This is a genomic window from Lysobacter claricitrinus, assembly GCF_045866565.1.
Classification (GTDB): domain Bacteria; phylum Pseudomonadota; class Gammaproteobacteria; order Xanthomonadales; family Xanthomonadaceae; genus Cognatilysobacter; species Cognatilysobacter claricitrinus.
In genome coordinates, this window is the sequence record NZ_BAAFZV010000002.1 from 802,279 (window position 1) to 814,649 (window position 12,371).

At 67.7% G+C, this 12,371-nt stretch carries 14 protein-coding genes; 11 read left to right on the top strand and 3 right to left on the bottom strand.

All coding sequences use genetic code 11. The annotated features are described in order from the left end of the window. Positions 1-40 precede the first annotated feature (40 nt). Both ACKTTN_RS08575 and ACKTTN_RS08580 read left to right on the top strand, forming a co-directional pair. Positions 41-472: a type II toxin-antitoxin system RatA family toxin gene (locus ACKTTN_RS08575; RefSeq protein ID WP_407909434.1), complete on the top strand. Its 432-nt coding sequence runs from the start codon at positions 41-43 to the stop codon at positions 470-472. Beyond that, complete coding sequence (locus ACKTTN_RS08580; RefSeq protein WP_407910051.1) at positions 472-720, top strand: RnfH family protein; 249 nt, start codon at positions 472-474, stop codon at positions 718-720. Before ACKTTN_RS08575 ends, ACKTTN_RS08580 begins: the two co-directional genes overlap by 1 nt. Positions 721-733: 13 nt before the next feature. Here ACKTTN_RS08580 and ACKTTN_RS08585 read toward each other — a convergent pair whose 3' ends face one another. Next, the gene (locus tag ACKTTN_RS08585) at positions 734-1,135 is read right to left on the bottom strand and encodes an outer membrane protein assembly factor BamE (protein ID WP_407909435.1); all 402 of its coding nucleotides are present in this window, start codon (positions 1,133-1,135) and stop codon (positions 734-736) included. 164 nt (positions 1,136-1,299) lie between these two features. On the opposite strand from ACKTTN_RS08585, the gene fur reads away from it, so the two are divergent. Then, positions 1,300-1,707 (top strand): ferric iron uptake transcriptional regulator, encoded by a 408-nt coding sequence (gene fur / locus ACKTTN_RS08590; RefSeq protein WP_407909436.1) that lies wholly within the window; start codon positions 1,300-1,302, stop codon positions 1,705-1,707. Between the two features lie 39 nt (positions 1,708-1,746). Here the strand turns inward: fur and recN are convergent, their stop codons facing one another. Beyond that, the gene (recN, locus tag ACKTTN_RS08595) at positions 1,747-3,423 is read right to left on the bottom strand and encodes a DNA repair protein RecN (protein WP_407909437.1); all 1,677 of its coding nucleotides are present in this window, start codon (positions 3,421-3,423) and stop codon (positions 1,747-1,749) included. Between the two features lie 84 nt (positions 3,424-3,507). Between recN and hrcA the strand changes: the two genes are divergently transcribed. The 5 genes from hrcA (at position 3,508) to dnaJ (ending at position 8,965) form a co-directional block, all read left to right on the top strand. After that, the gene (gene hrcA, locus ACKTTN_RS08600) at positions 3,508-4,563 is read left to right on the top strand and encodes a heat-inducible transcriptional repressor HrcA (RefSeq protein ID WP_407909438.1); all 1,056 of its coding nucleotides are present in this window, start codon (positions 3,508-3,510) and stop codon (positions 4,561-4,563) included. 72 nt (positions 4,564-4,635) lie between these two features. Then, positions 4,636-5,172 carry a nucleotide exchange factor GrpE gene (gene grpE, locus ACKTTN_RS08605; protein WP_407909439.1) on the top strand — a complete coding sequence of 179 codons (537 nt, stop codon included), beginning with the start codon at positions 4,636-4,638 and terminating at the stop codon, positions 5,170-5,172. Between the two features lie 93 nt (positions 5,173-5,265). Beyond that, positions 5,266-7,194, top strand: a complete 1,929-nt coding sequence (gene dnaK, locus ACKTTN_RS08610; RefSeq protein WP_407909440.1) for a molecular chaperone DnaK — start codon at positions 5,266-5,268, stop codon at positions 7,192-7,194. A gap of 57 nt (positions 7,195-7,251) precedes the next feature. Beyond that, a complete protein-coding gene (locus tag ACKTTN_RS08615; protein WP_407909441.1) occupies positions 7,252-7,851 on the top strand; it encodes a TMEM175 family protein in 600 nt (199 codons plus the stop codon). Then, positions 7,838-8,965, top strand: coding sequence for a molecular chaperone DnaJ (gene dnaJ / locus ACKTTN_RS08620; protein WP_407909442.1), 1,128 nt, complete (start codon positions 7,838-7,840; stop codon positions 8,963-8,965). The genes ACKTTN_RS08615 and dnaJ overlap by 14 nt, the downstream gene beginning before the upstream one ends. A gap of 183 nt (positions 8,966-9,148) precedes the next feature. Here dnaJ and ACKTTN_RS08625 read toward each other — a convergent pair whose 3' ends face one another. After that, positions 9,149-9,838 (bottom strand): 2OG-Fe(II) oxygenase family protein, encoded by a 690-nt coding sequence (locus ACKTTN_RS08625; protein ID WP_407909443.1) that lies wholly within the window; start codon positions 9,836-9,838, stop codon positions 9,149-9,151. Positions 9,839-9,911: 73 nt separating this feature from the next. Here ACKTTN_RS08625 and dapB point away from each other — a divergent pair, with 73 nt between their 5' ends. The 3 genes from dapB (at position 9,912) to ACKTTN_RS08640 (ending at position 12,371) form a co-directional block, all read left to right on the top strand. Beyond that, complete coding sequence (gene dapB, locus ACKTTN_RS08630) at positions 9,912-10,622, top strand: 4-hydroxy-tetrahydrodipicolinate reductase (RefSeq protein ID WP_407909444.1); 711 nt, start codon at positions 9,912-9,914, stop codon at positions 10,620-10,622. Positions 10,623-10,800: 178 nt separating this feature from the next. Next, the gene (gene carA / locus ACKTTN_RS08635; RefSeq protein WP_407909445.1) at positions 10,801-11,925 is read left to right on the top strand and encodes a glutamine-hydrolyzing carbamoyl-phosphate synthase small subunit; all 1,125 of its coding nucleotides are present in this window, start codon (positions 10,801-10,803) and stop codon (positions 11,923-11,925) included. Then, positions 11,922-12,371: a hypothetical protein gene (locus ACKTTN_RS08640; protein WP_407909446.1), complete on the top strand. Its 450-nt coding sequence runs from the start codon at positions 11,922-11,924 to the stop codon at positions 12,369-12,371. Before carA ends, ACKTTN_RS08640 begins: the two co-directional genes overlap by 4 nt.

The window sequence follows — 12,371 nt, forward strand, 5'->3', positions numbered from 1 at the left end:
TGTCCCCGATCGCGGGGCGCGCCGGCGAGAAGGACCGCAGATGCCCACCATTCGCCGCACGGCGCTCGTCGAGCACTCCGCCGCCCGCATGTTCGGGCTGGTCAATGACGTCCGGGCCTACCCGTCCCGGTTCGACTGGTGCGACGGCGCGACGGTGCTGGAGGAGTCGCCCGACCGCATGAAGGCGCGGCTGGACCTGCGCGTCGCCGCATTCCGTACCTGGTTCGTCACCGACAACACGCTGGTGCCGCCGCACCACATCGACCTGCAGCTCGTCGACGGCCCGTTCCGTCAGCTGAAAGGGCGCTGGGAGTTCCATGCGCTCGACGAATGCGCATGCCGCGTCACGCTCACGCTCGAGTTCGAGCCGGCGGTCAAGCTGCTCGCGGGTGCGTTCGCACTCGGTTTCCAGGGGCTCGCCGATCGCATGGTCGACGACTTCGTTCGCGCGGCCGATCGCGGCGACGCATGATCCGTGTCGAGCTCATGCGCGCGTGGCCGCGTCGGCACGAGTCGTTGCTGCTTGAGCTGCCGGACGGCGCGACCGTCGCGGCCGCGATCGACGCCAGCGGATGGGATGCAGGCGATGTCGCGGTATTCGGGGAACGCGCGGAGATGACACGCGTGCTCGTCGACGGCGACCGGATCGAAGTCTTGCGTCCGCTGATTGCGGACCCGAAGGACGCGCGCCGGCGCCGGGCGCAGCGGAACGCGTCCTGAGAAAGCGAGGCGGTCAGCCGCCCCGACGCTTCTTCTTGTCCTTGTCCTTCGCGAGGTTCGGACCGAACTGGTGCACGGTTTCGCGTGCGAGCTGCTCGTCCTGCTCGGGGAAGTAGTCGCCTTCCCAACGGGCGAGCTTGTCGCCTTCGAAGTACAGGGTGAAGTTCTTCTTCTCGGTGTGGCTGGTGCGGCCCGTGCGCTGCGTCGCGACGTAGTCCCAGCGATCCTGGTGGTACGGGTCGGCCACCGACGGCGTGCCGAGCAGGAGGATCACCTGCTGCTTGTCCATGCCCGCCTGGAGCTGGTCGACCGCCGTCTTTTCAAGCAGGTTTCCCTGGTAGATCGGCTGGTGATAGACGATGCCGCAGCCCGCGGTGAGAAGGGCGGCGACGAGGACAGGAAGCAGCTTTCGCATGGGTTAGAACACTCGACACGACGAGGGTCGTTGGACCGGCGGATGATACACTGCCGCCCGCCTGCCGCACCCCGCGCGGAACGCCGCGTCAGCTCCGGTTGAGCGTGCGGCCGGGCGATCTCCCGTCCCGTCGGGCTGCGCATCGCGGCCGTCCCGGAGCTTCGATGGAATCGCAAGACCTGCGTAATGTCGGCCTGAAGGTCACCCACCCGCGGCTCCGCATCCTCGACGTGCTCGAACGGGCGCAAACGCGCCACATGACGGCAGAGGACATCTACCGTCGCTTGCTCGAGGATGGCGAGGACATCGGCCTGGCGACCGTCTACCGCGTGCTCACCCAGTTCGAAGCGGCGGGTCTCGTACTCAAGCACCATTTCGAGTCCGGGCAGTCGGTGTACGAACTCGACCGCGGCGACCACCACGACCACATGGTCGACGTCGACACCGGCAAGATCATCGAATTCGAAAGCGCGGAGATCGAAGCGCTGCAGCAGCGCATCGCTGCCGAACACGGCTACGAGATCGAGGCGCACTCGCTGGTGCTGTACGTGCGTCGAAAGAAGAAGGCCTGATTCGCCCCTTGACGGCGCGGACCGCGCCGTCGCGGAACGTCAATCCACATCCTGCAGAAGGCGTTTCGCGGCAGCGCGCGCCTCGCGGGTGAGTTCGACGCCGCCGAGCATGCGTGCGAGTTCTTCCTGGCGCTGCGCGGGCGACAGCGCGACCACTTCGCTCTGCGTCACGCCGTCGCTCTTGGATTTCATAACGCGGTAGTGCGAATGGCCCTGCGCGGCGACCTGCGGGAGATGGGTGACGCATAGCACCTGGCGGCGGTCGCCGAGTGCGCGCAGCTTCTGGCCGACGATGTGCGCGACCGCGCCGCCGATGCCGGTGTCGACTTCGTCGAAGATCATGGTCGGAACGGCATCGAGGCCGAGCGACGCGACTTCGATCGCGAGCGAGATGCGCGCGAGTTCGCCGCCGGAGGCGACCTTGCGCAGGGGGCGCGTCGGCTGTCCGGGATTCGCGCTGACCATGAACTCGACGCGCTCGGCGCCGTTCGGGTCCGGGCGATCGCCACCGGTCGTCTCGAATGCGACGTCGAATACGCCGCCGCCCATGCCGAGCTCGCCCATGAGTTTCGTGGTTTCGGACGAGAGCGAACGCGATGCCGTGGTGCGCGCCCCGGTGAGTTTCGTTGCCGCGGCGAGCCAGGCGTCGCGCGCGCGCACGATCTCGTCGTCGAGTGTCGTCAATCGTTCGCCGGCGCTGCGCAGCCCTTCGAGCTCCTCCTGGATCGCGTCCCGGCGCGCGGCCAGCTGCTCGGCCTGCACACGGTGCTTGCGTGCAAGTTCGTGCAGGCGGCCGAGGCGCTGCTCGAGGCGATCGAACGTGCTCGGATCGACGTCGAGATCGCTGCGCACGCGATCGAGCGCGGCGATCGCTTCGTCGACCTGGATCGTCGCGAGGTCGAGCATGGCGTCGACTTCGGTGAGGCGCGGTTCGTGTTCGCTGGCACGCGCGAGTTCGCCGCGTACCTGGCCGAGCACGCGCGAGATCGACGGGCCATCGTCGCCGCCGAGGCGCGAAAAGGCGTTGTCGCACGCGGCGATCAGCGCGGTGGCATGGCCGAAGCGGCGGTGGTCGGCCTGCATCTTTTCGAGGCTCTCGGGCTCGAGATCCTCGCGCTCGAGTTCGTCGAGCTGGTGCTGCAGCCATTCGACGCGGTCGGAGACGTCGCCCTGCGACGAAAGACGCTCGCGCTCGCGCAGGAGTTCGCTCCACGCCGCGGCCGCGGTCGCGACCTGCGCGAGTTCCGCGTCGTTGCGGCCGAATGCGTCCAGCAGCGCGAGCTGGCTGGTCCGGGAGAGCAGCGCCTGGTGTTCATGCTGGCCGTGGATTTCGACCAGATAGCCGGCGAGCTCGGTGAGCTGCGCGATGGTGGCCGAACGCCCGTTGATCCACGCCTTGGAACCGCCATCGGCGCGGATGACGCGCCGGATGCGACAGATACCGGGTTCATCGTCGTCGTCGAGTTCGTTCTCGCGCAGCCAGTCGCGCGCGGCGATCGCGTCGGCGAGGTCGAACGCGGCGAGGAGTTCGGCGCGATCGGCGCCATGGCGGACGACGCCGCTGTCGGCGCGCAGGCCTGACAGCAGCCCCAGCGCATCGACCAGCAGCGACTTGCCGGCGCCGGTTTCGCCGGAGATCACCGTGAGGCCGGGGCCGAACTCGAGCTCGGCTCCGGTGACGACGGCGAACTGCTTCAGCGAGAGTTGGGTCAGCATGGCGCGAATTGTGCCCGGGCCGGCGTCGCACGCGAAGCGACGCAACCGCTTGCACGCCGACGGCCCGCAGCTTATAGGTCCGACATGAGCCGCCGCCCCCTCGACCCCAGCCAGGATCCCCGCGCACGCCAGCTGCTGCGCACGCTGATCGGGCGCTACATCCGCAGTGGCGAGCCGGTCGGGTCGCAGACGCTCGCGCGGCACGCCGGGCTCGACGTCAGCGCCGCGACCATCCGCAACATCCTTTCCGACCTGGAGGACGCGGGCCTGCTCAGCGCGCCACATACCTCGGCCGGGCGTATTCCCACCGCGCAGGGCTACCGGCTCTTCGTCGACTCGCTGCTGCAGCTGAGCCCGCTGCCCGATGGCGAAATGGCACGCCTGCGGGGCGAATTGCCCGCCGGCACGGGCACGCAGGCGCTGCTCGGCAGCGCGACCGAGCTGCTCTCGGCGATGACGCATTTCGTCGGCGTGGTGAGCGTGCCGGGTCGTGAGCAGTTCGCGTTCCGGCGCATCGAGTTCGTCGGTATCGACGAACAACGCGTGCTGGCGATCCTCGTGTTCTCCGACGGCGACGTGCAGAACCGAATCATCCAGTCGCGGCGTCCCTTCGAGCCAGGCGAGCTGGAACGCGTTGCGAACTACCTCAACCAGCACTTCGCCGGACGGCCGCTCGCCGACATCCGCGCGGTGCTGCTGCATGAGATGCGCACCGCGCAGGACGAACTGCACAGGCTGATGGGGCGGTCGATCGAGCTGGCCGAGCAGGTGCTGGCGCCCAGCGACGAGGACATGCTCGTCGCCGGGCAGACGCGGCTGATGGGCGTGCAGGAACTCGCGGATGTCGATCGCCTGCGCGAGCTGTTCGAGGCGTTCTCGCGCAAGCGGGAGATCCTGCAGCTGCTCGAACGCACGGCGCAGGCGCCAGGCGTGCGCATCTTCATCGGCGAGGAGACCGGGCTGGCGCCGCTGGACGGCGTGTCGCTGGTCACCGCGCCGTATGTGTCCGGTGGACGCGTGCTCGGCGTGCTGGGCGTGATCGGGCCCACCCGCATGGCCTACGACCGGGTGATCCCGGTGGTACAGGCGGCTGCCGACGTCCTCGGCGATGCATTGAGGACCGCCGATCGCGGTGGCTGAGCCTTGAATCGACGGTGGCCGGCCCCATAGCTCGCCCCGGCGCGCGAACCGCGCGAAGGAGACAGGCCTGCGATGACCACCGAACAGACCGTGCCACCCGGCGCCGACCCGGCGCAGACGCCTGCGGGCGATGGCGCAATGAAGGATTGCTGCGCCGCGCTGCAGGCCCAGCTCGACGCGGCGAGCGCCGAACTGACCCAGATTCGCGAGGATTCGCTGCGCGAACGCGCCGACCTCGAGAACCAGCGTCGCCGCGTGGCGCGTGACGTCGATACCGCGCGCAAGTTCGCGAACGAGCGCCTTCTCGGCGACCTGCTGCCGGTCATCGACAGTCTGGAGGCGGGTCTGGCGCAGGCGGGCGCGGATGCCGGCGCGTTGCGCGAGGGCATGGAGCTGACGCTCAAGCAGCTGCTGAAGGTGGCGTCGGATAACGGTCTGGTCGCGGTGGACCCGAAGGGCCAGCCGTTCAACCCCGACCACCACCAGGCCATGAGCATGGTTCCGGCGGGCGACACCCCGGACAACCACGTCGTGCAGGTCTACCAGAAGGGCTGGCTGCTGAACGAGCGGCTGTTGCGGCCCGCGCTGGTGGTGATCGCGCACTCCTGATCGCCCCGGGCGCCTTGAACCGGCGCCGGCGGTCCATAGATACGGCTTATCGGCGCGCAGCGCCCCCGACTTACGAATTGGCAGGAGCAACCCATGGGCAAGATCATCGGTATCGACCTCGGCACCACGAACTCGTGCGTCGCCGTGATGGAAGGCGGCAAGGCGAAGGTCATCGAGAACGCGGAGGGTGATCGCACCACGCCGTCGATCATCGCGTACACCAAGGACGGCGAGATCCTCGCCGGCGCCTCGGCCAAGCGCCAGGCGGTGACGAACCCGAAGAACACCTTCTACGCGGTGAAGCGCCTGATCGGCCGCAAGTTCACCGACGCCGAAGTGCAGAAGGACATCGGCCTCGTCCCGTACAAGATCACGCAGCACGAGAACGGCGACGCGTGGGTCGAGACCGCCGACGGTCGCAAGATGGCGCCGCAGCAGATCTCGGCGGAAGTGCTGGCCAAGATGAAGAAGACCGCCGAGGCCTACCTCGGTGAGACCGTCACCGAAGCGGTGATCACGGTGCCGGCGTACTTCAACGACTCGCAGCGCCAGGCGACCAAGGACGCCGGCCGCATCGCGGGCCTCGACGTCAAGCGCATCATCAACGAGCCGACCGCCGCCGCGCTCGCGTACGGCCTCGACAAGTCGGGGGCCGATCGCAAGATCGCCGTGTACGACCTCGGCGGCGGCACGTTCGACGTGTCGATCATCGAGATCGCGGAAGTCGACGGCGAGAAGCAGTTCGAAGTGCTCGCCACCAACGGCGACACGTTCCTCGGCGGCGAAGACTTCGACAAGCGCGTCATCGACTATCTCGTCGACGAGTTCAACAAGGACCAGGGCATCGACCTGCGCAAGGATCCGCTCGCGCTGCAGCGCCTGAAGGACGCCGCCGAGCGCGCGAAGATCGAGCTGTCGACCGCGCAGCAGACTGAAGTGAACTTGCCGTACGTCACCGCCGATGCTTCGGGCCCGAAGCACCTCAACATCAAGTTGACGCGTGCCAAGCTCGAAGCGCTGGTCGACGACCTGGTCAAGAAGACGATCGAGCCGTGCCGCGTGGCACTGAACGACGCCGGCCTGCGCGCGTCCGACATCACCGAAGTCATCCTCGTCGGCGGTCAGACCCGCATGCCGAAGGTGCAGTCGGCGGTGGCCGAATTCTTCGGCAAGGAGCCGCGCAAGGACGTCAACCCGGACGAAGCGGTCGCTATCGGCGCGGCGGTGCAGGGCGGCGTGCTCAAGGGCGACGTCAAGGACGTGCTGCTGCTCGACGTGACCCCGCTGAGCCTCGGCATCGAGACGCTCGGCGGCGTGTTCACCAAGATCATCGAGAAGAACACGACCATTCCGACCAAGGCGTCGCAGACGTTCTCGACCGCCGAGGACAACCAGTCCGCCGTCACCGTGCACGTACTGCAGGGTGAGCGCGAGCAGGCGCGTTACAACAAGTCGCTGGCGCGCTTCGACCTCACCGGCATCGACGCCGCGCCGCGCGGCATGCCGCAGGTCGAGGTCACGTTCGACATCGACGCCAACGGCATCGTGCATGTCACCGCCAAGGACAAGAAGACGGGCAAGGAGCAGAAGGTCGAGATCAAGGCGGGCTCGGGCCTGTCCGAGGACGAGATCAAGCGGATGGTCGAGGACGCGGAAGCCAACCGCGACGAAGACCGCAAGTTCCAGGAGCTCGTGCAGGCGCGCAACCACGCCGATGGCCTGATCCACATGACCCGCGGCGCGATCAAGGAGCACGGCGAGAAGGTGCCGGGCGACGCGATCGGTCGCGCGGAAACGGCGATCGCCGACCTCGAGACCGCGATGAAGGGCGACGACAAGGACCAGATCGAGGCGAAGAGCCGCGTGCTCGAGGAAGCCGCGCAGTCGCTGCTGGCCGTCGCGCAGGCGGGTCAGGGCGGTGGCGACGATGCATCGGGTGGTGCGAATCCGGGCGGTGCGTCGCGCAACGACGATGTCGTCGATGCCGAATTCACCGAGGTGAAGGGCGACGACGCCAAGTAAGATGGTGTTGCGAGGCGCCGGTCATCGACCGGCGCCTTTGCTTCGACGGGGATGGCGATGAACAAGGGGCGGCTCGAAGCGTTCAGCGATGGCGTGCTCGCCATCATCATCACCATCATGGTGCTGGAGCTGCGCGCGCCGGTCGGAAGCGATCTCGCATCGTTGCGACCGTTGCTCCCTGTGTTCGTCAGCTACGTTCTCAGCTTCATCTACATCGGCATCTACTGGAACAACCACCACCACTTCCTGCGCGCCGCGACGCGGATCGACGGACGGGTGATGTGGGCGAACCTGCACCTGCTGTTCTGGTTGTCGATGTTCCCGTTCGCCACCGCGTGGATGGGCGAACACCACGACGCGGCGACCCCGGTCGCGGTCTACGGCGTCATGCTGTTGATGGCGGCGGTGGCATGGCTTCCGTTCCAGGCGTCGCTGATGCGCGCCAGTGGAAGCGACTCGACGCTGTCCCGGGCGGTGAACCCGTGGGGCTGGAAATCCGTTCTACCCGTTGTGTTCTATCTCTCCGGCGTCACGCTGGCCTTCGTCAACACCTGGGCGGCACAGGCGATGTACGCCGCCGTCGCCGTGATGTGGTTCGTCCCCGACCGCCGCATCGAACACCGCATCCAAGACATGGCGCACCATGAGCAAGCGTGATTACTACGAAGTCCTCGGCGTCGCCCGCGATGCCAGCGAAGAGGACCTGAAGAAGGCCTATCGGCGCGCCGCCATGAAGCACCATCCGGATCGCAATCCGGGTGACAAGGCGTCCGAGGAAGCGTTCAAGGAATGCAAGGAGGCGTACGAGACGCTCGCCGACGCCAACAAGCGCCGCGCGTACGACGCCCATGGCCACGCCGCGTTCGAACACGGCATGGGCGGTGGCGGCGGTGGGCCGGGTTTCGCCGACATGGGCGACATCTTCGGCGACATCTTCGGCAACATCTTCGGTGGCGGCGCGCAGCGCGGGCCGCGTCGCGGCGCCGACATCGGCTACGTGATGGAGCTGGGTCTCGAAGAGGCCGTGCGGGGCATCGAAAAGACCATCGAGATCCCCACCCTCGAAGAGTGCGACGCCTGCGACGGCAGCGGTTCGGAGGACGGTCAGCTCGAAACCTGCGGCACCTGCCAGGGCCGCGGCCAGGTCCGTTTCCAGCGTGGCATCTTCTCGATGCAGCAGGCCTGCCCGCATTGCAGCGGCCGCGGCAAGATCATTGCGAACCCCTGCGACGAATGCGGCGGACAGGGACGCGTCGAGCGCACCAAGACGCTGCAGGTCAAGATTCCCGCCGGCGTCGACAGCGGCGATCGCATCCGCCTCGCGGGCGAGGGCGAAGCCGGTCCGGCGGGATCGCCGCCAGGCGACCTCTACGTCGACGTGCGCGTGCGCGAGCACGAGATCTTCCAGCGCGACGGCGACGACCTGCACTGCGAAGTGCCGATCCGCATCTCGCAGGCCGCGCTCGGCGACACCATTCGCGTTCCGACGCTCGGTGGCGAAGTCGAGCTGCGCATCCCGGCGGAGACGCAGACCGGCAAGATGTTCCGCCTGCGCGGCAAGGGCGTGCGCTCGGTGCGCAGCCGCAGCGAAGGCGACCTGTATTGCCGCGTGGTCGTGGAGACGCCGGTCAACCTCACCGTCGAACAGCGCGAGCTTCTGGAGAAGTTCGAGGCCACGTTCGTGGGTGAGACGGCGGCGCGTCGTCATTCGCCGCGCTCGTCGACGTTCCTCGACGGCGTGAAGGGGTTCTGGGAACGGATGACGGGCTAAGCAAAGGCGTTCCGTACGCGAAAGCGTCCAGCCGTTGCGAACGCCATCGCGGATAGCGATGGCTGGGCGACCGAAGAATCTCCAGCGCCTCGCCACACTCGTCCAACCGTCCTGTGTCGCAAACAAGCGCAACAAGAAAAAAGCGGGCCCCGGCGCGTTTTTTTTTTTATGCCTGATGCACGTTCAATCCGGATGCGACGCATTGTCGTCGCGACCTGCACCGAACCGCTTGTCCAAAGCTCCGAGCACCCGCTTCAACCCACGCGAGAACCTCCCGCGCTTGGTCTTGCGCAGCTTCTCGTCCTCGCTGGTCAGCCACGCCACCTGCACGACGCGGCGCTCGCCCTCGAACGGCAGATGGCCGTGGAACGAGTTTTCCTCGCGCTTGAAGGCGGCCAGCGTGCCGTACACAGGGCGGATTTCCGGTACCACCAGCGCATCGATGTCGTCGATCTTGCCGAGGAACCGCAGGCAGCCGTCGCTCGTCGCCGGCCAGTCGGCGTTGAGATAGAGCAGGGCGGTGACGATTTTCGACTTGCTGTCCGTATGGATCGTGCCGTGGCGACGATTGAGCGAGCGGCACAGCGTCGCCAGCGTCGGTTTGTCGCCGAGCCCTTCGATGCCGAGCTGCCTGCCGACCGCGTCGCCGAACGCCTTCGACGTCATCTGTTCGACCACCGCGCGCATCGACGGGCCGCAATCTTCGGGCGCGTACGGAAAGAATCCGGCGCTGCGATAGCGCGGGAAATCCGACTCCAGCTCGCCAGCGGCATCGCCGGGCAGTACGTCGTCGAGCACGAACAGCGGAAACGGCGTCGACGGGCGATCGGGAATCGGCGCCTGCAGGCGTTGCATGTCGAGCAGTGCGTCCATGTCGGCTCCGGCAGAGGTCGCCGCGATTTTACGCGCGCTTGTCGCATCGCTCGACGGCCGCTAGCCTCGCGCGATGACCGAACCGACCCGACTGCTGATCCACGGCGCTTCCGGACGCATGGGCCAAGCCCTGATGCGGCTCGCGGCCGAACGCGACGATGTGCGCGTCGTCGCGGCCGCAGCGCGACGACTGCCGGCCGAGCTGCCACCTGGCGTGCTCGGCATGGATGCCGCGTCGCTCGATCGCGCCCCGCCATTCGACGCCGCCATCGACTTCAGCCTGCCGGAAGCGTTCGACGCCGCGCTCGATCTGTGCGTGCGCCGCGGCGCGGCCTTCGTCTCGGGCACGACGGGGCTATCGGACGCGCAGCGCGCGGCGATTTCATCGGCGGCGTCGACGATTCCCGTCGTCTGGGCCGCGAATTTCAGCCTCGGCGTCGCGGTTCTCGGCGACCTGGTCGAGCGCGCCGCGCGGGTGCTGGCCGACTGGGACTGCGACATCGTCGAATCCCACCACGTCCACAAGAAGGACGCGCCATCCGGCACGGCCCTGGCCCTCGGCGCTCGCGCCGAAGCCGGCGGCGCGCAGCCGCGTTACGCATCGTTGCGGGCTGGCGACATCGTCGGCGAGCACATGGTCCAGTTCGCCACGGCGGGCGAGCGCATCGAACTCGTCCACCGCGCAACGAACCGCGACATCTTTGCGCGGGGTGCGTTGCACGTCGCGAGGCGGCTGCACGGACGGACGCCGGGCCTGTATCGGGTCACCGATCTGCTCGACTGACGACGATTCCACTGCAGAACCCGCGACTGCCGCTGGAACCGCCGGCGCCTTGCGTCTAGAATTCCCGCTCGCCTGAAGCCCTTCGTCGGACCGGTCCCGCACCGCGTCCGCGATTTTCTGCAGCCGCGATCCGGCGCATGCAGGGGCTCGGCATCCTCTGGCAGCACAGGCGATCCCCGTGAATCAACCTGCGATCCTCGCGCTCGAAGACGGAACGATCTTCGAGGGCGTTTCGGTCGGCGCGCCCGGCCTGTCCGTCGGCGAAGTCGTGTTCAACACCGCCATGACCGGCTATCAGGAAGTGGTGACCGATCCGTCGTACGCGCGGCAGATCGTGACGCTCACCTATCCGCACATCGGCAACACCGGCACCACCGACAAGGACGACGAGGCGAAAACGGTGTGGCCGGCCGGCCTGATCGTCCGGCACGTGCCCAAGCGCCCCAGCAACTGGCGCTCGCAGCTGTCGCTGCCGGAGTGGCTTGCGTCGAAGGGCGTCGTCGCGATCTCCGACATCGATACCCGCAAGCTCACGCGCATCCTGCGTGACCGCGGCGCGCAGAACGGCGCACTGATGGCGGGCGAGATCGATGCGGACCGAGCGCTGGAAGGTGCGCGCAAGTTCCCGGGCCTCAAGGGCATGGACCTCGCCAAGGAGGTCTGCACGCGCAGCGCCTACGAATGGCGCGAGACCGAACTCGATCTCGACAAAGATTCGTTCGCGCAGACGGCCGGTCGTTTCCACGTCGTCGCCTACGACTTCGGTGTGAAACTCAACATCCTGCGCATGCTGGCCTCGCGCGGATGCCGCATCACGGTGGTGCCGGCGCAGACGCCCGCGTCCGACGTGTTCGCGATGAAGCCTGACGGCGTGTTCCTGTCGAACGGCCCGGGCGATCCGGAACCGTGCACGTACGCGATCGAGGCGACGCGCGAATTCCTCGCCCGCAAGCTGCCGCTCTACGGCATCTGCCTCGGTCACCAGATCCTCGGCCTTGCGGTCGGTGCAAAGACGCTGAAGATGAAATTCGGCCACCACGGCGCGAACCATCCGGTGCAGGACCTCGACAACGGTCGCGTGCTGATCACCAGCCAGAACCACGGCTTCGCGGTCGACGAAGCGACGCTGCCGGGCAACGTTCGCGTCACGCATCGTTCGCTGTTCGATGGCAGCAATCAGGGCATCGCGGTCACGGACGCACCGGCTTTCAGCTTCCAGGGGCACCCGGAAGCTAGTCCGGGTCCGCACGATGTCGCGCCGCTGTTCGATCGCTTCATCGGCGCGATGGAGGCCGCGCGTTGAGCGCAGCGGGCGCTACCGACGGCCGCTCGCGGCGTCGTCGCTGGCGTCGTTGGGCTGTCGCTGCTCTCGCGCTCGGTGCGTATCCCGCTTTCGTGCTGGGCGCGACGTACGTGCACTTCTTCCAGGCCCACCTGCCAGGCGGACGTAACGGGCCCGCCGACGCGTATCGCCACTCGCTGGCGAGCGCGATCGTCGCGTACACGCTGTCGCCGCGCTGCGTCGACTGGGTGACGCACGTGATGGAGCACGACGGCGTCGGCAACGACGGCCGCGCGATGGACGCGCACAACAACCTGCTCGGCGCGCGAATCGGCTCCGCCGCGCGCAGCTGGAGCGACATGCAGGCCGCGATCCGCGACGCCGTGCGCAATGGCGCCGTCGACGCGAACGATCCGGATCGAATCACCTGGCTGCCGCCGTCGCGGTGGCAGAACCGACTGTACTGA